The sequence below is a fragment of the Streptomyces sp. NPDC041108 genome (genome assembly GCF_055592645.1).
The window spans coordinates 345,235-364,831 of record NZ_JBVIYK010000001.1 but is presented as its reverse complement, the minus strand read 5'-3'; the positions used below and the strand labels follow the sequence as shown (position 1 = coordinate 364,831).

The 19,597-nt window shown below is 73.1% G+C and carries 18 protein-coding genes; 5 read left to right on the top strand and 13 right to left on the bottom strand.

Annotation, left to right across the window (positions count from 1 at the left end):
• Positions 1-25: 25 nt before the first annotated feature.
• The 3 genes from ACZ6BB_RS01515 to ACZ6BB_RS01505 form a co-directional block, all read right to left on the bottom strand.
• A complete protein-coding gene (locus ACZ6BB_RS01515) occupies positions 26-433 on the bottom strand; it encodes an SSI family serine proteinase inhibitor (RefSeq protein WP_471613303.1) in 408 nt (135 codons plus the stop codon).
• Entirely contained in the window at positions 430-1,752 is a 1,323-nt protein-coding gene (locus ACZ6BB_RS01510) for a M14 family zinc carboxypeptidase (RefSeq protein WP_471613302.1), read from the bottom strand. The genes ACZ6BB_RS01515 and ACZ6BB_RS01510 overlap by 4 nt, the downstream gene beginning before the upstream one ends.
• A gap of 195 nt (positions 1,753-1,947) precedes the next feature.
• On the bottom strand, positions 1,948-2,499 hold the full coding sequence (locus tag ACZ6BB_RS01505; protein ID WP_471613301.1) for an FHA domain-containing protein: 552 nt from the start codon (positions 2,497-2,499) through the stop codon (positions 1,948-1,950).
• Positions 2,500-2,739: 240 nt separating this feature from the next.
• Between ACZ6BB_RS01505 and treZ the strand changes: the two genes are divergently transcribed.
• Positions 2,740-4,485 carry a malto-oligosyltrehalose trehalohydrolase gene (gene treZ / locus ACZ6BB_RS01500; protein ID WP_471613300.1) on the top strand — a complete coding sequence of 582 codons (1,746 nt, stop codon included), beginning with the start codon at positions 2,740-2,742 and terminating at the stop codon, positions 4,483-4,485.
• A 108-nt stretch (positions 4,486-4,593) separates the two neighbouring features.
• On the opposite strand, the gene ACZ6BB_RS01495 is transcribed toward treZ, so the two are convergent.
• The 4 genes from ACZ6BB_RS01495 to ACZ6BB_RS01480 all read right to left on the bottom strand — a co-directional run bounded on the left by ACZ6BB_RS01495 (position 4,594) and on the right by ACZ6BB_RS01480 (position 8,511).
• Complete coding sequence (locus ACZ6BB_RS01495) at positions 4,594-5,520, bottom strand: aminoglycoside phosphotransferase family protein (protein ID WP_471613299.1); 927 nt, start codon at positions 5,518-5,520, stop codon at positions 4,594-4,596.
• A 48-nt stretch (positions 5,521-5,568) separates the two neighbouring features.
• Positions 5,569-6,642 (bottom strand): M24 family metallopeptidase, encoded by a 1,074-nt coding sequence (locus tag ACZ6BB_RS01490; RefSeq protein ID WP_471614092.1) that lies wholly within the window; start codon positions 6,640-6,642, stop codon positions 5,569-5,571.
• Between the two features lie 327 nt (positions 6,643-6,969).
• Positions 6,970-7,587 carry a PDZ domain-containing protein gene (locus ACZ6BB_RS01485; RefSeq protein ID WP_471613298.1) on the bottom strand — a complete coding sequence of 206 codons (618 nt, stop codon included), beginning with the start codon at positions 7,585-7,587 and terminating at the stop codon, positions 6,970-6,972.
• Between the two features lie 252 nt (positions 7,588-7,839).
• Positions 7,840-8,511, bottom strand: a complete 672-nt coding sequence (locus ACZ6BB_RS01480) for a LysR family transcriptional regulator (RefSeq protein ID WP_471614091.1) — start codon at positions 8,509-8,511, stop codon at positions 7,840-7,842.
• Between ACZ6BB_RS01480 and ACZ6BB_RS01475 the strand changes: the two genes are divergently transcribed.
• Positions 8,482-9,078, top strand: coding sequence for a glutamine amidotransferase-related protein (locus tag ACZ6BB_RS01475; RefSeq protein WP_471614090.1), 597 nt, complete (start codon positions 8,482-8,484; stop codon positions 9,076-9,078). The two genes, ACZ6BB_RS01480 and ACZ6BB_RS01475, sit on opposite strands and share 30 nt — an antisense overlap.
• 11 nt (positions 9,079-9,089) lie before the next feature.
• Here ACZ6BB_RS01475 and cyc2 read toward each other — a convergent pair whose 3' ends face one another.
• From cyc2 to ACZ6BB_RS01455, 4 genes are all read right to left on the bottom strand, one after another.
• Complete coding sequence (gene cyc2 / locus ACZ6BB_RS01470; RefSeq protein WP_471613297.1) at positions 9,090-11,297, bottom strand: germacradienol/geosmin synthase Cyc2; 2,208 nt, start codon at positions 11,295-11,297, stop codon at positions 9,090-9,092.
• 131 nt (positions 11,298-11,428) lie between these two features.
• Positions 11,429-12,589, bottom strand: coding sequence for a damage-control phosphatase ARMT1 family protein (locus ACZ6BB_RS01465; protein WP_471613296.1), 1,161 nt, complete (start codon positions 12,587-12,589; stop codon positions 11,429-11,431).
• Complete coding sequence (locus tag ACZ6BB_RS01460; protein ID WP_471613295.1) at positions 12,582-13,193, bottom strand: hypothetical protein; 612 nt, start codon at positions 13,191-13,193, stop codon at positions 12,582-12,584. Before ACZ6BB_RS01460 ends, ACZ6BB_RS01465 begins: the two co-directional genes overlap by 8 nt.
• Positions 13,194-13,329: 136 nt before the next feature.
• Complete coding sequence (locus ACZ6BB_RS01455) at positions 13,330-15,138, bottom strand: S8 family peptidase (protein ID WP_471613294.1); 1,809 nt, start codon at positions 15,136-15,138, stop codon at positions 13,330-13,332.
• A gap of 387 nt (positions 15,139-15,525) precedes the next feature.
• On the opposite strand from ACZ6BB_RS01455, the gene ACZ6BB_RS01450 reads away from it, so the two are divergent.
• The gene (locus tag ACZ6BB_RS01450) at positions 15,526-16,557 is read left to right on the top strand and encodes a lytic polysaccharide monooxygenase auxiliary activity family 9 protein (RefSeq protein ID WP_471613293.1); all 1,032 of its coding nucleotides are present in this window, start codon (positions 15,526-15,528) and stop codon (positions 16,555-16,557) included.
• 104 nt (positions 16,558-16,661) lie between these two features.
• On the opposite strand, the gene ACZ6BB_RS01445 is transcribed toward ACZ6BB_RS01450, so the two are convergent.
• Positions 16,662-17,315, bottom strand: a complete 654-nt coding sequence (locus tag ACZ6BB_RS01445; RefSeq protein WP_471613292.1) for a Tat pathway signal sequence domain protein — start codon at positions 17,313-17,315, stop codon at positions 16,662-16,664.
• A gap of 738 nt (positions 17,316-18,053) precedes the next feature.
• On the opposite strand from ACZ6BB_RS01445, the gene ACZ6BB_RS01440 reads away from it, so the two are divergent.
• Both ACZ6BB_RS01440 and ACZ6BB_RS01435 read left to right on the top strand, forming a co-directional pair.
• The gene (locus ACZ6BB_RS01440; RefSeq protein WP_471613291.1) at positions 18,054-18,716 is read left to right on the top strand and encodes a DUF6230 family protein; all 663 of its coding nucleotides are present in this window, start codon (positions 18,054-18,056) and stop codon (positions 18,714-18,716) included.
• A gap of 44 nt (positions 18,717-18,760) precedes the next feature.
• Positions 18,761-19,108, top strand: a complete 348-nt coding sequence (locus tag ACZ6BB_RS01435) for a DUF6114 domain-containing protein (RefSeq protein WP_471613290.1) — start codon at positions 18,761-18,763, stop codon at positions 19,106-19,108.
• 82 nt (positions 19,109-19,190) lie between these two features.
• Here the strand turns inward: ACZ6BB_RS01435 and ACZ6BB_RS01430 are convergent, their stop codons facing one another.
• A complete protein-coding gene (locus tag ACZ6BB_RS01430) occupies positions 19,191-19,580 on the bottom strand; it encodes a hypothetical protein (protein WP_471613289.1) in 390 nt (129 codons plus the stop codon).
• Positions 19,581-19,597 lie beyond the last annotated feature (17 nt).

The window sequence follows — 19,597 nt, the reverse complement described above, 5'->3', positions numbered from 1 at the left end:
GGCCGGGGAGGCGGCGCGCGGAGGGTCAGTCCGCGAGGTCGAACACCGCGCCCGTCCGGGCCGCCATCACGCACGCGTTGGCGAAGGTCTGCTCGTAGGCGACCTGCCGGCCGCTCCACTGGCCCTCGGCGGTGGCCCGGACAGGGGCGTAGATCTCGGTGCAGACGGCGGGCCGGTGGGGGATGCGGGCGATGTCGCCGTCGGACCGGCGCAGGTCCGCGCAGGCCTGGGTGGCGCGGCCGTGGCCCTGGGGCGGGTCGCACAGGAGCAGGGTGCCGCGGGTGTCGGAGGAGCGGGCGTCGCCTCGGGTGAGGGAGACGTAGAGCCAGTCGCCCTGGACGGCGGCAGCCCGGCCGGGGGCCGAGGCGGCGACGGTGAGGAGGGCGAGGGCGGCGAGCAGGCCGGCGCGGGCCGCGCGGGTGGAATGCGTCATTCCCGGTGCATCGGCACGACGGGCTCGGAACTCCATCCCGGCTCACCCGAAAGGGACTCGCCCGCACCTCCGGCGGCCAGCTCGAACGCGGCGAGGACCACGCGGGCCTGGTACTCCGCCTGGCGGGCGACGGGGATCCAGCGCGCCCGGTAGCCGTCGCGGTAGTCGGCGCACCACAGGTCGACGAGCCGGTCCAGCTCGGGCAGCGCGTCCGCCGGGTCGCGTCCGGCGTGGGTCACCAACTGGTGCAGCAGCCCGGCGGTGCGCAGGGCGACCCGGCGGCCGGAGATGGCGAGGGTGGTGAGCCGGGCCGTGTCGAGCGGGGGCAGCGGCCGGGCGGCGGCGTCGTGGGCGTCGGGGTCCCAGGAGTCGGCGAGGCCCGGTCCGACCAGGAGGTAGTCGTCGACCGGTGCGAGGAACCGGGCGGCGTCCGGGCCGCCGGCCACCGAGGGGCGGACGCGGGCGAGGATGCCCTCCAGGAGCCGGGTGTCGCGGCGCAGGGCCTGGCTGACCCGGCGGAGCACGGCGTCGGCGTCGGTCGGCAGGGAGGCGTCCTCGACGGCGCTCACGCCCCACATGGGTGCCTCGACGACGGCGGTGACCGTGCCGTAACGGTGGGGGTGGTACCAGGTGGACTCGACGGCGGCCTCGGTGATGGCGGCGGCGAGGTCGCCCCGGCTCGGGGGCGGGATGCGGTAGACGGCGGGCCCGAGGCGGGGCCAGTACAGGGTGTCGTAGGGGCTCAGCTCGCGCGGGATGCCGAGGCGGGCTGCGGCGCACGCGACGCGCCGGTCCAGGCCCGGCAGGTCGCGGGTCAGCTCGACGAAGCCGCCGCCGACGTCGACGCCGTGCAGCGAGCACTGGAAGAAGGGCCGCAGTTCGTCCTGGAGGTCGAGCAGGGTGCGGGTCTCGGGCATGACGGCACCGGCGGCGCCGTCGGGCAGCCACTCGGGCTGTTCCAGGAAGCCGGGGCGGAAGAAGTGCCGGAAGTGGTGCCCGAGGGTGTACGGGCCGGACAGCCAGCCCTCGTTGCGGCGTGAGCCGTCGGGGTCGAGGCTCAGCAGCAGGTTCCAGGTGGTGTCGGCGGCGTCGGTCGGCCGGGGGTCGGCCAGGACCCGTTCGGCGAGCCGGAGGACGGTGGCGCCGCCCACGGGCTCGTTGGCGTGCGGGCCCGCGACGACGAGGGCGTGGCGGTCGCCCCGTCCGACCGACAGCAGCCACATCGGGGTGCCGGCCCGTGAGGTGCCCACGCGGCGCAGCCGGGCGCGGTGCGGATGCCGGTCGACGAGCCCGACGGCACGGGCGGACAACTCGTCCACGGTCGGATAGCGGAGGAGTGGCGGCAGGGCACACACCTCCACGAATGTGGTGCCGTCGGTTCACCTGGTGTGCATGGTGTACCCACAGTCAGTCACGGCCGAGAACGTGCGTCAACACCCTGGAAGGCAAGGGAAGGTGACAAACTCGCTGCGTAAATGCCAGGCCAGAGCTTTGCCGTGGGATCGGTCGGAAGGTCACTCCGAGGAGAGCCGGAAGTTCATCCGGCCGAAACTGACCTGATCGCCGTCCCGGACGACGGCCGCGCCGATCACCCGACGGCCGTTGACCGTGGTGCCGTTGGTGGAGCCGAGGTCGCGCAGGATCCACAGGCCGCCCTGGCGGCTCAGCTCGGCGTGCACCCGGGAGACCGTCTCGTGGCTGAGCCGCAGACCGCTGCCGGGATCGCGGCCGATGCGCAGGGCGTGTTCGCTCCCCGGGTGCGGCAGCTGGAGCTTCGGGAGCCGCTCGGCCTGCCAGGCGCGGCGCAGCTTCACACCGAAGCCGGAGACCGCCCCGACGGTGCCGAGCACCAGCCGGGACCAGCGCTTCTCGACGGGCAGATCGGCGGTGAGCGCGGCGAGTTCGTCGGAACGCCGGGCGGTGAGGGCCAGCTCCATCCGCCGGATGAACGTGTCGTGCGACAGGCGGCCCAGTGCGACGCCGTCACGGAGCGCCCTCAGCGCGCTGTCGCGCTCGGCGTCCGACAGTCGCGCGGGATACGTGTGGAACTCGAAGGACGACGTCACGCGTGTGATTGTCGGTCAGGGGGGCCTGGGGTGTCCAGACAAGCCGTGAACGGTGACCATCCCCGGACACATGCCGGACGGGCGGTGCGACCCATGGGGCGAATGCGGCGATCCGGCCGCGCGGAGATCCCGTTTGGCGCACGATGGAAGGGAGCGGTTCCGGTGGCGTGTCCTGCGCGTCCCGGGGCGGCTCGGCCCCTGACTACCCACGACGACCGGCAGCCGAGGGAGAACCGTTCCGTGCAGTTCGAGGTGTGGGCACCGCAGGCCGACCGTTCGACGCTCCACCGCGCGGGGGCGACCCACGCGATGGAGCGCGATCCGCGGCGGCCGGGGTGGTGGACCGTGGAGGCGGAGGCGTCGGACGGCACGCGCTACGGCTTCGCCGTCGACGACGGCCCGGTCCTGCCGGATCCGCGCTCGCGCCGGCAGCCGGACGGCCCCGACGGTCTGAGCGCGGTCGTCGACCACGGGCGGTACACATGGCGTGCCGCCTGGTCCGGGCGCGGGCTGCCGGGCGCGGTCCTGTACGAGATGCACATCGGCACGTACACGCCCGAGGGCACCCTGGACGCGGCCGCCGAACGTCTCGCGCATCTGGTCGAACTGGGCGTCACACACGTGGAGTTGATGCCCCTGTGCCCGTTCCCGGGGACGCATGGCTGGGGCTACGAGGGCGTCTCGCTCTGGGCCGTGCACGAGCCGTACGGCGGTCCCGAGGCACTGAAGCGGTTCGTGGACACGGCGCACGAACGGGGCCTCGGCGTCGTGCTCGACGTCGTGCACAACCACTTGGGCCCCTCCGGCAACTATCTGCCCGCCTTCGGCCCCTACTTCACCGAGCGGCACCACACGCCCTGGGGCGCGGCGGTCAACCTGGACGCGCCCGGCTCGGACGAGGTGCGGGCGTACTTCCTGGACAGCGCGCTCGCCTGGCTGCGCGACTACCGCCTCGACGGACTGCGCCTGGACGCGGTGCACGCGCTCAGGGACACCCGCGCCCTGCACTTCCTGGAGGAGCTGTCGACGGCCGTCGACGCGCTCGCCGCCCAGGTGGACCGGCCGCTGTTCCTGATCGCCGAGTCGGACCTGAACGACCCGCGCCTGGTGACCCCGCGCTCGCGGGGCGGGCTCGGACTGCACGCCCAGTGGAACGACGACTTCCACCACTGCCTGCACACCACCCTGACCGGTGAGTCGCAGGGCTACTACGAGGACTTCGCGCGGGCCGGCCTGGCGGGTCTGGCGAAGACCCTGACGGGCGGCTACTTCCACGACGGCACGTACTCGTCCTTCCGGGAGCGCCACCACGGCCGCCCCCTGGACCGTACGAGCCTGTCCGCGCACCGGCTGGTGGGCTACACCCAGACCCACGACCAGGTCGGCAACCGCGCCCAGGGCGACCGCCTCGCCGCGGCCCTCTCCCCCGGCCTGCTGGCCTGCGCGGCCGCGCTCGTCCTCGCGGGCCCCTTCACCCCGATGCTCTTCATGGGCGAGGAGTGGGCCGCCTCCACCCCCTGGCAGTTCTTCACGGACCACACCGATCCGGACCTCGCGGAGGCGGTACGGCGCGGGCGGCGCCGGGAGTTCGCGGCGCACGGGTGGGCCGAGGAGGACGTCCCCGACCCGCAGGACCCCGCGACCCGCGACCGCTCCTGCCTCGACTGGTCCGAACCGGCGCGCGAGCCGCATGCCCGGATGCTGGCCTGGTACCGCACGCTCATCGCCCTGCGCCGCGCCTGTCCCGACCTCTCCGACCCCGACCTCTCCGACGTCAAGGTCGCCCACGACGAGGAGGCGCGGTGGTTCGGCTTCCGGCGGGGTGACGTGTGCGTGGCGCTGAACCTGGGCAAGGAGACCGCCACCATCCCGGTCGGGGTGCCGCACGCACGGGTGCTGGCGTCCTGGGACCCGGTCTCGGCACCGGGCGCGGACGGGGTGCTGACGCTGGGCGGGGAGTCGTGCGTGGTCCTGACGGTGGCGTGAGCCGGGGCGGCGCGGTGGCCGGGGCAGGGGCCGGGACCGGGGCAGGGGCGGACGGCGTCGTGCCCCCGGTCCTCGCCCGTTCCTCCCTGCCGGTCCTCGCCCGGCCCCTCAGTCCTCGCCCCGAAGATCCGTCACCCGCTCCAGCAGGATCGCCTCCCAGGCGTGCCGCAGGCGGTGCCGCAGGGCCGGGAGCGCGGCGGGGGCCGGGCCGCGCAGGCCCTCCGCGAGGGCGATGACCGTGTCGCAGCGGGCCAGCCAGAGACCGCGCAGACAGGGGCGGGCGCCGTACCCCGCGAGGGTGGCCGCGCGGACGGCGGCCGGGGAACCGACGGCGGTGGCGAGACCGGCGATGTCCTCGGCGGGGTCACCGACGACCGTGCCGGTCCAGTCGAGGACCCCCCGGACCCGGCCGTCCGCGCTCACCACCAGATGGTCGCCCGTCAGCCCGTGGTGGACCAGCACAGCCCCGGGCGCCGTCAGCTGCGCGGCGCTCCCGGACGTCAGCTGCCCGAGCCGCCCGGCGTCGAACTCGTCGGCGTCGGCGAGGACCCGCGCCGCCCGCCCGGCCGCCGCCCGCAGGGTCTCCAGCGAACGCGGGGCGAGCCGCGGCACCCCGAGCGCCTCGGCCTGCCGGGCCGGCACCTCGCGCAGACCCGTCAGGAGCGCCGCCAGATCGGCCTCGCCCACCGCGGACACGTCGTGGTCCTCCGCACTGCCGCCCGGCAGCCTCGTGTCGAGCGTGTAGGTGAGCCCGCCGGACCACTCCCCGTGGGCGACGCTCACGGGGACGGCCACGCCGATGTGCGCACGCACCAGGTCCCGCAGCCGCAGCTCGCGCTTCTGCCGTACGACGGCGTGCCGGTCGGTCGTCAGGCGCAGCACATGGCGGGTGCCGACCCACCAGGTGCGGTGGGAGTCGTCCCCGGCGACGGGCCGTACGTCGGGTCCGTCGCCGCTCCGGCCGGCCCCGTTCCGCAGCAGGGAACGGACCAGCAGGCGGACGCTGTCCGCGGTGGGTGTCGGTGCCTGGGTCATGGTCGCGCCGTCGTCCGGGGGCTCAGAGCAGCGAGGGTACGCGGTGGGTCACTCCACCACCGCCATCTCGCGCGTGGTGTTGTTGAGGCGTCGGCCGCCGTCCTCGGTCACCGTCACGATGTCCTCGATCCGGACCCCGAAACGGCCCGGCAGATAGACCCCGGGTTCGACCGAGAAACACATCCCGGGCACGAGCGGAAGCTCCTCCCCCTCGATCATGTACGGCGGCTCGTGGGTGGTGACGCCGATGCCGTGCCCGGTGCGGTGGACGAAGCGGTCGCCGTACCCGGCGTCGGTGATGACGGCGCGGGCGGCCCGGTCGACGTCCTGGCAGGCCGCGCCGGGCCGTACCGCGCGGAACCCGGCCTCCTGGGCGGCCCGCACGACGTCGTGCACCTCGCGCTCCTCGGCGGCCGGCTCACCGACGTGGACGGTCCGGGAGGTGTCGGAGCCGTAGCCGTCCTTGAGGCCGCCGAAGTCGAGGACGACCATGTCGCCGTCGCGGATGACGCGGTCCCCGGCCTCGTGGTGCGGGTTGGCGCCGTTGGGACCCGACGCGACGATGGTGAAGTCGACCTGGGAGTGCCCGAACCGGCGCAGCAGCGCGGCGAGGTCCGCGGCGACCTCGGCCTCCCGGCGCCCGGCGAAGGACACCTGTCGGATCTCCTCGTACGCCCGGTCGGCGGCCGCACCCGCCGCCGCCATCCGCCGCAGCTCGGCCGCGTCCTTCACCGCCCGCAGCATCGGCAGGGCCTCGGTGAGCGCCGTGAACTCCGTCCCGGGCAGCCGCCGCCGCAGGCCGAGCAGGTGGAGCGCCCAGGTGTTGTCGCTGACGCCGAAGCGGCCGCCCGGGCCGAGCACGGCGAGGGCCGCCTCGTAGGGGTCCTTGCCGTCCGTCCAGTCGTGGAGCGTGAGCGCGGGGCCCCCGGGCGCCGCGGCGGCGTCCGCGGCCTCCAGGGTGGGGACCACCAGCACGGGGTCCTCGCCGTCGCGCAGTACGAGCATCGTCAGCCGCTCGGTCTCCGGCGGCCGGTGCCCGGTCAGCCACACCAGGTCCGGGCCGGGTGCGACCAGCAGCCCGTCGAGCCCGGCGTCCGCGGCGGCCCGTGCCGCGCGCCGCATCCGGGCCCGGTGGTCGTCGGCGGTGAAGGGCGGGAGCGGCCCCTCGGCGGTGACGGGCGAGGGCGGGCCGCCGGAGCCACGGGGCGCCGCGGCGTCCTGCTCGCCGGATGTGCCGGTCATCCTTGCCTCCGTCCGCTCGGAGCTGCCCTGGGCCTACGGGCAGCATCCTGCCCCTCCGCCGCGGCGCACGCGAGCCCATTGCGGCATCACCTCGGCCTGCGCGGGGCCAGGTCGCCGCGCAGCCCCGGCGCGGGCGCTCCGACGCGGCTCTCCGGCGGGTGCCTGGCCCCGGACCCGGCGGTCGGCCTTCGCGGACGACGGTGCCGGTCAGGTGGCCACCCCCGGTACGGCCACCAGGTACTGCCGGGCGCCGTTCGCGTGGCGCACGGCGAGTCTGAGCGCCGTTCCGGGGCGGGCGGCGGCGATCGCCCGCGCGAGGTCGGCCGCCGTACCGGTCCGGGTGCCGCCCAGGGACAGGACGACGTCACCGCGGACGAGGCCCGCGCGGTACCCGGCGCCGGGCACATGGACACCGGCCACGAGCGCGCCTCGGCCGCGGGCGTCCCCGGGGGCGTCGACGACATCGACGCCGAGGGTCGGGCGCACGGCCGCCATGGGGATCGCGGACAGTGAACTCCCCTGCCCCGGGGCCGACCTGGGAGCCCCCGGCCGGGACCGGCCGCTGTCGGGCGGGGCGGCGGCCCGCGGCGCGGTCTCCCGCGACTCCGCGAGTCGGCTCATGCCGATCACCGTGGCGCCCATCGTGCCGAGCCCCACGCCCGACAGAACGAGGATCACGCAGGTGACCAGGGCGAACAGCAGGGTGATCAGTCGTTGCCGGGCGCGGCGGGGTGCGGCGTGCGGGCGCCGGGCGGTGCCCGACGGCCGGTCGTCACCGGACTCCCGGCCCGGCATGGGTTTGGGTCTCAACGCGGACTGTTCCATGGTGTCGCCACCTCCGGCCGGACACCTACCCGGGCCGTCACGGCCCGACGAGCCACGAAAGAGTGAGACTGACACCCCGTCATATCGGCCCGGGTGCCGACTGCGGCCCGGCCGGCTCCCGGACCAGGGCCGCGGCGGCTCCGCCGGGTGTGCCGCCGTACACGATCTCCGTGCGGTGCACGAGGCGCGGCTCGACCAATGGGACGGCGACCGCGCCGGGGACGTCGGCCGCGAAGCCGCGGGGCAGGACGGTCAGGCCGTGACCCGCGGCGGCGAGGGTCGTGAGGGTACGCAGGTCGGTGCCCTCGTACCGGAGGCCGGTGCGGACGCCGCCGGTGCCGCTCGCCGCGCGGAGCCGGTCCAGGGGGAGGCCCGCGCCGGGGGCGTCGAGCTGGGGGCACCTCCCACGCCCTTAAGGCAGTGGGGGAGGGCGTCGACGAGGTCGGTGAGGCGCAGTCCGGGGCGGCGGGCGAGGGGGTGACCGGCGGGGAGGATCACGCAGACGGCCTCCTCGCCGACGCCGCGGGTGCTGAGGGGTGCCACGTCGGGGAGCCGGAGGGGGTCGCTGGGGGCGGCGAGCCCGTCGACCAGGCCGAGGTCGGCCGCGCCGGTGGCGACGGCCGCCGGGATGCCGTCCCGGGCCAGGGTCCGCAGGGTCACCCCGGCGGCGGGCAGCGCGACGACCGTACGGGGGCCGAGTGCCGTCGGGGTCGCCGCCAGCGTCAGCCCGTGCTCGGGGGCGGTCGCCATCCGTACGACGTCGGCGCGGGCCGCGTCCAGGCGCAGCAGCAGGGGTCCGGCGTGTTCGAGGAGCCGCTCGCCCGCGGGCGTGGGCAGGACGGGGCGCCGGTTCAGCAGCGGGGCCCCGAGGTCCTGCTCCAGCGCGGCGATGTGCTGGGACACCGCGGACTGGGTGTAGCCCAGTTCGCGGGCCGCCTCGGAGAAGGAGGAGAGCCGGGCAGCCCGTACCGCAGCGAGGCCGGGGTGCTGTCCGCGATCCGGACGGCACGGGAGGAGGGCATCCCGTTCCTGGGGACGTGCGGCGGTTTCCAGCACGCGCTGCTGGAGTACGCCCGGCACGTGTGCGGGCTCACCCGGGTCGCGCACGCCGAGAACGAGCCGGAGGCCGAGGACTTCCTCATCGAACCGCTCGCCTGTTCCCTGATCGGGCACGAGGCGACGGTCCTCGTCGAGCCCGGTTCGCTCGCGCAGTCCGTGATGAACACCGAGCGGTCGGTGGAGCGGTACTTCTGCGCGTACGGGCCGACCCGTCACCTCGACACCCTGCGCGCGCACGGCCTGCGGTACTCGGGGCACGACGAGGACGGGCACGTCCGGATCGCCGAACTGCCCGGCCACCCCTTCTTCCTGGCCACGCTCTTCCAGCCGGAGTTGGCCGGCGACGGCGGCCGACCGCACCCGGTCGTGCGGGCGTTCGCCCGGGCCGCGGTCGAGCACGCGACCCGGGCGGCGGCACCCCACCCGGCCTGACGCGGTGGGGTTCAGCCCGCGTGCAGCGTCGCGAAGGGCCGGACCGGCGGCCGGTCCGGGACGAAGTTGTGGGCCCGGCGGGCCAGGAACTCCGGCTTGTAACGGTCCACCGCCCGGTGCCAGTTGAGGATGCCGGACATCCAGTTCTGCAGGTCGGTCACATAGCCGCCCATGATGGCGCGGGCCTCCCGTGACAGCCGGAAGTCGTCGTAGACGACGGGGAGTTCATGGGCGACGACGTGCTCGAACTGCCGCATCCGCTGGGTCATCAGATCGTGGACCACACCGAGCGCGGCCGGGTAGTCGCAGCCGAAGAAGTTCTGCACGACGAGGATCGCGTTGTGCACCTCACCCTCGTACTCGATCTCCTTCTGGTACGAGAACACGTCGTTGATGAGGCACGCGTAGTCGATGGCCGCGTTCTCCAGCGAGCGGACGGGGCCACTGCGGTACACCTCCGGCGGGATCTGCGGGCCGTGACCCATCCGGCACATGCTGAGGGTGAGGTCGGAGCCGAAGGTGGCGCGGCGCATCTCCAGGTAGTCCACCGGGTCGGGGACGCGATGGTGGATCTGGTTGAACACCTCCCACACCCAGCTCTCGGTCATCTTGTCGACGGACTCCTTCAGACCGCGCCGTTCGTCGGGGGTCATGGCCGCCGTCGTCCGCGTCCAGAGATCGATGAGGCCCCGTTCCATGGCGTTCGCCGGGAGGGGGGCCTGTTCACCGTCGACGGGCATGCAGTCGGAGAGCCGGGCCGTGGTCAGGCGTGCGGCGGCGAGGTCGCGGCGGTGGCCGAAGACCAGGGGGTAGTAGTCGTCGCCGTAGGTGCCCCAGGCCAGCCAGTGGGAGCTGAGGTCGAGCTGCTCGGGGGTGGCGTCGGGATCGAGGCCGGCCGAGCAGAGCGGCAGGTCGGCGGCGGCGAGCCTCTCCTCGTCCCAGACGCCCTCGGACAGGATGCCCATCGCGTGCGCCCAGGCGGTGAGGCGGGGGCGGGCGCCGTCCAGGTGGGGGCAGAGTTCGACCCGGAACGGCATGTGGAAGTCGGGCAGGCGCGAGGGTCCCACCTTCTGGTACGGCTGGTGCGTGTGGGCCCGCAGCCGTTCCGCGGCGGCGGTCGCCAGCAGCGCGCCCACGTCCGCGGCGGACGTGCCGTGCCCGGCCCGGGTGACCAGGGCGGGGCCGGAGAGGACCGCACCGCCGAGGTCGAGGGGGCCGCGCGCGGACGTGGCCCCCTCGTTCATGTAGCGGCTGGAGCGCATGTGCCACTCGTGGCCGCCGGACTGCCAGTCCTGCAGGCCCTTCGTGTAGGCCGCGACGGCGGCGACCTCGCCCGGGGTGAGGCCCTTCTCCACGGCGATCGCGGGGACCTCGGTGAGCGCGGTGTTCTCGAACTGGTGCAGCCGGGAGGTGAGGATGTCGTTGACGGTCTCGGCGGCCTGCTGGGTGCCGCAGCCGAAGAAGGTCTCCAGGACGAGCACGCCGTTGCTGTTCTCGCCCTCCTCCTCCACCTCCCGCTGGTAGGAGAACAGGTCGTTGCGCAGGTGGACGGCGTCGGAGAACGTCTCCATCAGGACCCTCAGCGGCCTCGCCCCCGCGACGGACACCGGTACCTCGGCGGTCGCGTACTCGACCAGGCCGGCCGACCAGGGCGCGCCGCCGACCTTGCGGCGCATCTCGATGTACTCGACCGGGTTGGCGATCCGGCCCTCGTTGATGTTGGACAGCTCCCACATCGACTCGTTGAGCAGATGTTCGGTCGCCACGGCGAAGCGGCGGCGCCAGTCCATCGACATCGACGGCACCGTACGGGCCCAGAGGTCGGCGAGGCCCGCCTCCACCGGGTTCCGCGGCTCGGGTACGGGGGTGGAGAGGTCCAGCGGCATGAACAGCGGGAGCCGGTCGAGGTGGGCCTTGCCGCCGGGACGGTCCTGGGAGCGTTTGAAAAGCTCCAGGAAGTGGTCGTCGAAGAAGAACACCCACACGTACCAGTCGGTGATGAGCGAGAGCGCCGGCCCGTCGCAGTCGGGATGGGTGTACGCGCACAGCAGTCCGTAGTCGTGCGCGTCCAGGTCCGCCTGGTCCCATACGCCGGAGCCCTCCAGCATGCCCATCTCCCGCGCCCACACGGAGGAATGAGCACGGGCCTCTTCGAGGTGGGGGTTCAGCCGCGCGGGATACGGCAGGTAGAAGTGCGGGAGTACGAACGGCTGCGTCATGGCCGGGCCCTACCCGTGGCGTGCGGCGGGCATCCGGACGGGGGTACATGATCACACCATCGCGTGAATCTGGACGTGAGTCCGAGTGCGCGGTGGACCGGGGCACGGCTCTCGGCGGACGCCCGCGCCCGTCAGGCCCTGACCTGGATCAGCGCTCTCGTCCCGCTCGTGCGCCAGCGCTGTGCCTCGGCGGTCACGAGGGCCGTCTCCGTCTCGGGGGTCAGCCCGGTGACGACGTCGGACTTGAGGGTGCGCAGGGCCCCCACCGGACCGGGGAAGTAGGAGGTGACCTCCGCGAAGGGAGTGGTGGGGGGCCAGAGGCGGTCGCCCACCAGGCGGCGGTAGTTCAGGTCGCCCTTCATCAGGGTCAGGTCGGCGGAGGCGAACTCCGCGCGCAGGTCGGCGGGCATGGCCGCGTAGGGCAGCGGGGCGCAGGAGAAGGGGTGGGTGCGCAGGGTCAGGCGGCCTTCGGAGAGGGCGGCGTGGAGCCGGTCCCCCGCGTCGGTCTTCGCCGCGACCAGGTGGCGCACCGCGTCCAGGGTGTCGGCGGTGGTGGCGTCCGAGACGAAGTACGGGTACGGCTTCAGGTGCAGGACGGCACGGGCGAAGTGGCCGTGGGTGAGGAGATGGTCGACGAGGAGGAGGTCGGGGATCAGTTCCCGGCCCGCGTTGTCGGCGACCAGGCACAGGGTGCGCCCGGCGGTGCCGTGGCCGCCGGCCGTCAGCAGGGAGAGCAGGCGGTCGGTGTCGTCCGCCACCAGCGGGGACGAGGCGGGGGTCTCGCCGTCCTGCTCGGTCTGGAGGCGGAAGCCCAGGTCCGCCCGGTTGCCCCAGAGGGAGCCGTGCAGGAGGGCCAGGAGCTGGTCCGGGAGGGGGCGTTGCGACAGGGGGCCGAGGGCGGTGAGTTCGGCGGCCGCCTCGGGGGTGTCCAGTTCGGCGAGCTTGAAGGGGCGGAACGGGTCGACGCCCTGCCAGGGACCGGGGCCGAAGTAGCCGACGGCGCGCAGGAGTTGGCGGTAGAAGCAGCTCTCGGCGACGAGGAAGGGGAGGGTGAACCAGGAGCGGCCCGCGTGGCGGCGTACGTCCCAGGTGTCCCACCAGTCGTCGTCCGGCGGTGGTTCGACGGTGCCGTGCAGGGTGTTGTGCAGCAACTCGTCCAGGGCGCGGCGCTGTTCGGGGCCGTAGGGAGTCGCGTCGCGGACCTTGCGGAGGAGCGCCGGGTGCCGTTCGGCGAGGACGCCGTGCGGGAAGGAGGCCGGGTCGTCGCCGTGGACGACGGGGGCGTCAGGCATGGCCGTGGGTGCCCCTCGGGTCGAGGGGACCGGCCGGACCGGCGGGCGTCCGGGGTGGGAGTTCCACCGTGGCCAGCCGCGCTTCCATGTACCGGTCGAAGCCGGCCTCGGTCCAGACGTATTTGCGGAACTGGTCCGTCGTCAGCGGACCGGGCCACGGGGTGCCGGTGGGGTAGAAGACGCAGTCGCAGGAGGCGCAGTGGTGGGCGGGCCGCCACAGGGCGTCGGCGCGGGGGCCGCCCGCCGTGACGACGGCACGTTCGCGGGACTCGCCGCGGATCACCCAGAGGGTGCCGGCGAAGAGGAGGACGGCGAGGATCGCACCGCCCACCGTGTAGAGGGGTTTGTCGTTCTGCACGCCGCTGTAGGCGAGGCCCGCGCCGATGCCGGCGAGGACCATGCCCTCCAGGAAGTGCGTGAAGCTGTCGAATCCGGAATGCGCGCCCGGGGCCTTCGCGAGCCGGTCGGAGAGGCCGGAGCGACGGGAGTCGGGATCGGCGCAGGCGTCGGGGACCGTGCGCACCGTGGGCCCCGAGGCCCCGCAGCGAGGGCAGGTCACCGGGGCCGGCACGGGGGCGGGCACCTCGGAGTTCTCTGTCGGCATACGCATACGCTAACGCCCGGCCTACAAGAGCCGGCGGCCGGCCGATGCCCGCTCGCATCGGTCGGCCGCCGGCAGTGGGGGGTGGCGGTCCTGCGGTCCGGCCGTCCGGCCGGGGGTTCGGCCCGGGGGCCGAGGATCAGAAGGTCAGATTCCAGCTGTTGAGGCGGCCGGTGTCGGAGGCCGCGACGTCCTGGACGCGCAGCTTCCAGGTGCCGTTGGCGACCTCGCTGGAGGCGTTCACCGAGTAGGTGGTGACCAGGTTGTCGGCGGAGTCCGAGCTGGACGCCTTGAGACGGTAGGTCGAGCCGTCGGGGGCCACCAGGTCCAGGACCAGGTCACCGCGGTAGGTGTGGGTGATGTCCACGCCGACCTGGAGCGCCGAGGGCGCGTTGCCGGTGCGGCCGGTGACGGAGATCGAGGACTCGACCGCCGCGCCGTTGTCCGGGATGGAGAGCGGCGTGGTGTTGGTGAAGGTGGTGCCCCCCGTGGAGCCTCCGGTCACCGCCTGCACCGTCTTGGCCGCGTCGGCGAGGCCGGCGCCGCAGCCGCCCGAGCAGGTGCCCGGCAGAGCACGCGAGTTGGTCTTGATCGCGGACTCGATCTGGGCCGGGGTCAGCGCGGAGTTCGCCGACTTCACCAGCGCGGCGAGGCCCGCGATGTGCGGGGCGGCCATGCTGGTGCCCTGGTAGTAGTCGTAGGACTCGCTGCCGGGGGTCGAGGCGCCCGCGTTCAGCGTGGACAGGATGCCGCCGGACTCGACGGTGCGGGTCTCGCCGCCGGGGGCCGCGATGTCGACGACCGAACCGAAGTTGGAGTAGTACGAGCGGGAGCCGGCGCGGTTGGTGGCCGCGACCGAGATCACGTTGTTGCAGCTGGCCGGCGAGTAGTTGGCCGCGTTGGCGTTGCTGTTGCCCGCCGCGACGACGACCGTGGTGCCGCGGTTCACGGCGGCGGTGATCGCGCTCTGGGTCGCGGAGGTGCAGGCACCGCCGCCGCCGAGGCTCATGTTGATGACCTTGGCGACGTTGGTGTTGGCGGGCACGCCGGAGACGGTGCCGCCGGACGCCCAGGTGATGGCGTCGATGATGTCGGAGTCGTAGCCGCCGCACTTGCCGAGGACCCGCAGCGGGGAGACCTTGGCGCCGTAGGCGATACCGGCGACGCCCTTGCTGTTGTTGGTGACGGCGGCGATGGTGCCGGCGACGTGGGTGCCGTGCCAGGAGGAGGTGCTGGCCGGGTCGCCCGCGGCGCACTCGTTGGCCGCGGTCGAGTCTCCCGGGTCGGCCGGGTTGCTGTCACGGCCGTTGCCGTCGTTGGCGACCGTGGTGTCGGCGATGAAGTCGTAGCCGCCGACGATGTTCGCGGCGAGGTCCGAGTGGGCGACGTAACCGGTGTCGATGACGGCGACCGTCACTCCGGTGCCGGTGACCTTGTCCCAGGCGCCGGGCACGTTCATGCCCGCGGTGGCCTCGTACAGGTCCCACTGCTTGCTGTACTCGGTGTCGTTCGGGGTGGCCAGCGCCTTGTTCAGGCGGTCCGGGGCGACATAGGCGACCTGCGGGTCGGCCTGGTACTCGGCGATGACGTCGGCGACGTCCGCCTTGGTGACGTCGTCACCCAGGTCGACGAGGGCCGCGCCGCTGCCGAGCCGGCGCTGGAAGTCGAGGCTCTCTCCGGCCTCCTTGCCCTTGGCCGCGGCGTCCGCGTCGGCGGCCTTGTTCGACGTGGCCTCGGCGGCGCCGGACTTGTATCCGACGATCAGGCGCTCGGCGGTGGTGCCGGGCGCGGCCTCGGTGGCACCGGCCACGGCGGGCTCGGCGTCGGCCTTGGCGGAGGGGGCCTGGGCGACGGCGACGGAGGAGGTCATGCCGGCCACCAGGGCGACGGAGACCGCGGCGACGGATATGAGCTTCCGTCCGGTGAGACGAGAGGTGGAGGTTCGCAAGGGCTTCGCCTTTCGTGGCCTGCTCATGTCAGGGGAGGAGCGGGCGGTGAAACGCTTCTTCATCGAAGCGGCGGGGGATCCAGAAAGGGATGGCGCAGAATGCCGGCCAAGCGCGAGCCGTCCACCAGGGGTTACCTATGGTTCGGCTGTGGCGATGACAGTAGGCAAAGCGCTGGTCATGGGGATACGGGGAAAACCCTCGACCCCTCGGGAACTCCCCTATGCGGCAGGGCAGTCGGGTCCCGATGTGCCGCTTCGCCGGGTTTGCCGAGGCGCCGCCGCCCCACGGCACCTGGCCGGATCCGACCGGTCGAACGGGGTCGCGGTGTTGAACGCGGCACCCCCGGGTCCCGTACGACACGGTGGACCGTCAGCCTCTCGACCCCCATGGATCGGACGTATCGGATGTACCGCCTGTCCGCCCGCCGCACCAGCGCCCACCGCGACACCGGCCCCGGCCACACCCGCCGCCGCGTCGCGGTTCCGACGGCCGCCGCCGTCGTCGTCGTGGCCCCGCTGCTCCTCACGGCGGGCGCCGCCACCCCGGCCTGGGCGCACGGCGCGCCGACGGATCCGGTGAGCCGGGTCTCGGCGTGCTCGCCCGAGGGCGAGGCCGAGGGGTCGGCGGCGTGCCGGGCGGCGGTCGCCGCGAACGGCGCCCCCTTCACCGCGTGGGACAACATGCGGATCGCCGGGGTGAACGGCCGGGACCGGGAGGTCGTCCCGGACGGGCAGCTGTGCAGCGGCGGGCTCGCGGCCTACAAGGGGCTCGACCTGGCCCGCGCCGACTGGCCCTCGACCCGCCTCTCCCCCGGCGGCACGCTGAACCTGACCTACCGGTCGACGATTCCGCACACCGGGACCTTCAAACTGTTCCTGACCGAACCGGGGTACGACCCCACCAAACCGCTGACCTGGTCCGATCTGCCCGAGAAACCGTTCGCCTCGGTCACGGACCCGCCGCTGCGGGACGGCTCGTACCGGTTCTCGGCGAAACTGCCGGCGGACCGGTCCGGGCGCCATGTGCTGTACACGATCTGGCAGAACACGAGCACGGTCGACACCTACTACTCGTGCTCGGACGTGGTGTTCCCGAAGGCGAAGCGGGCCGACTCCGGTACGGGCGGGGCGAGTTCGCAGGAGACGCCCGACGAGCGCGAGCAGGCCGGGGCCGGGACGCCGGCCTCCGGGACGCCCGAGCCCGCCTCGACGGCACCGAGCGGGAGCACGCAGGCCCCGCCCCCGGACAGCGGCGCCGGCGCGCAGGCGGCGGACCCCGGCACTCCCGTCGCCTCCACGACGGACGAGAGCGGCACCTCCGTACCGCTGGTGGCGGGCGGCGCCACGGCCCTGGTACTGGCCGTGGGCGCCGCCCTGTTCCTCCGCGGACGCAGGCACCGCTCTCGTGTCGACGACTGACCGGCCGGACGGGTCCGGCCGCCGGTCGGGCGGCCGGCCCGTTCGGCTCGGTCGAGTCGGTTACCGGCCGCCGGACCGGTAACCGACGTCTGAGGTGGGTCGGGTCAGTTGGTGAAGACCGTCGCGTTGCCCTGGTTGGCGTCCGTGACGGGCGAGTACTTCGCCGTGAAGTAACCGGTGGCGAAGCACAGGGACGAGCCGGACGTCTTGGTGAACGGCTGGGCGGTGAAGTTGATGCTGTTGTCGTCGTTGCTGGAGGTGCCGGTGATGCTGGCGGCCTGGTAGACACAGTTGATCGTGCCCAGCAGGGTGCGCAGCACGACGGTGGTCTGCAGGACCGAACCGGCCGCCGGGGTGACCGTGACGACGCCGTCCGAGGTCACGGCGGTGGTGTACGGCAGGTTGTTGACCGTGACGCTGTTGACGCCCGTGACACCGAAGACGTTGCTGGTGCAGTTGCCGAAGGTGTGGGCGTCGACCCGCTCGGTGGCGGTGCCCGGCGCGGCCGGGTTGTCGGTGACCGTGGCGGTGAAGGTCGACGCGGCGCAGTTGACGCCGCTCGTGCCCGTCGCGCTGGAGTAGAACTTGCCGGTCGTGCCGGCCGCGAGCGACGCGTTGAGCACGTCGCCGACCGCCACGGCGTCACCGGCGAGGCCGCCGGTGGTGAGCACGGTGTCGGCGGCGGAGGCGGGGCTGACGGCCGACACCATCAGGGCGGCGGTGCCGGCGGCGAGGGCAAGGAGGGATCGCGTACGCATGGGGGTGCCTCTTCTCATGAAGTGAGGCCGCGGGTGACGGCTCTCGGGACGTGCGGGTGACAGCCCTCAGGAAGCGGGCTGGACAGAGGGCGCGAGGTGACACCGTTCGCGCGGGGGTGACGCGGCGATGCCGCACGGCGCCGTACGGTCGCTGCCGATCCGTGGCACGCCTTCTCCGTACGTGACGGATCGACAGCGACAACCGGGGTCCGGACACGGCCCAGTGGAGGGGAAGGCGACCGTGCCCGGCACCGCGGCGAAGGGTGGTGCTGCGTCGGGCCGCGCAGCGCGGTCAGGTGGTACCACCCACTCCCCGCCTGCGACGGGGAGTTCGGGACAGTGGCATGCGCTGCGCGTCGGATCCGGCGCCACGGATCCGTGGGGGAAACCCCGATGAGTTGTAGACCTGAGGAAGAGTCAACGTCAAGGCATCGTAGGCAAGTTGCCGCTTCTTGATCACTCCGGCGTTGGCCGGAATTCGAGGTCCGTGGCGGCAAAACCAAAGGTGAGAGATGTTCACGTTTCACAGGGGCGGCACAACCAACATCCTTTTGCCACAAGCGCCTTGACCCTTGAAAGTAACCACCGGTAACTTCCCAAATGGCTACTGCGGCGTAGCAAGTAAGCCCTTGCACCTACGGGAGGTGCGTCGAGCGTTGCGCCGCTACCGGTGTCCGCGCCAGGACAACGTGCCGTCGAAGCCCCACCTGCAATGACATGGAAGTCCAGGGAGCACACATGGCCTCGTCCTCGGACGCCACGGCGTCCACCAACGAAAGACCCGAGGGTCCCGAAGCGTCCGGAAGACGCGGGCGGGTCCGTCTGAAGCGCGCCGCCGTGATGGCGGTGCCGGCCACGGCGGTCGCCGCGGGTCTGATGATCCTCACCGCGCAGGGCGCTCTGGGTGTCCAGTTCGCCATCTCCGGCATGCCGTTCGTGGTCACCGCCGACAAGCTCGAAGGCCAGGGCTTCGCCCAGTTCGGCGCGCTCGACCACATGATCGAGAACAGCCCGAACGAGGGTGACACCGGCGGTCAGGTGCTGGTCGTGACCTCGGTCGTGAAGAACGGCAAGCTGACGAACCTGTGCCAGAGCGTCGACCTCGGCGGCATCCAGCTCGTCCTCACTGCCGGCAACAAGGGCACGCCGGTGAGCGTGAAGAACCTGGCGATCGACTCCGACGACATCTCGGGTGACGCCTCGTTCAACAACATCGAGATCGGCCGGGACTCCAGCACGTTCGACAAGGTCGACAAGCAGGGTCCCGAAGGTGTCTATGGCCAGCAGGCCGACTCGGTCACCATCACCGACCTGTACCAGCACAACTACGCCGCCACCGCGGCCGTCTTCAAGCTCCCCGACCTGCACATGAACTTCACGAGCGGGGGCTGCCCGAAGTGAGCCGATACCGGGAATGGAGGGGGCACCGGCCGTTCGCCGGTGGTGTGTTGCTCACGCTGGGCGGCGCCGAGATCCTGCTGACCATGAAGGCACCGCTGCCGGTCATCCTGAAGATCGGGATGCAGGGTCTGGCGGGTTACCTGCTGCCCTCGCTGATGATCGTGTGCGGGTTGCTGATCCTCTTCAACCCCACTCAGCGGCTGTTCTACTCCATTCTCGGGATCATGCTCTCCCTGGGCACCTGGCTCACGTCCAACATCGGCGGCTTCGTGGTGGGTCTGCTGATGGGGGCCGTGGGCAGCACGATGGCCTTCGGCTGGCTGCCGGACCAGGAACCCCGGCGCAAGCGCTCCGCCAAGCAGCCGGAGAAGCACGCCGCGGAGGTCGGGTAGTCACGGCCGGCACGGCGTCCGCCGGCCCGTCGTGGTCACCTGCGCCGAACCCCGCGCCCTCGAAGGGCGCGGGGTTCGGCGTTCAGGGAGTGGATGTCGCCGTCACCTCGGTCAGGGCCGCGCGCAGGCGTGCGGTGTCCGTCCAGTAGCTGTCGTGGGAGAGCGGGACGCGCCAGTAGAGACCGGGGCCCGAGGTACGGCCCGGCGGCGGGACGGCCACATGGCTGCCGCGGCCGAGGACCTGCACGCCGGGCAGCTGCCAGCCCGAGGCGTCGCCCGGCGGGACCAGCCAGTACATGATGCCGCCGTAGCCGTCCTTGATGACGGCGCCCGTCTCGTCCCCGAGCAGCTCCAGCACGAGGGCGCCGAGGGCGGCCGGCACCCGCACGGCGGACCACCAGCGGCCGGCCGGCACGGTACGTACCTCACGGCTGTACGAACACAACCAGCGTGGGACCCTGCTGACAGTCATGGCACTCACCGGCTCTT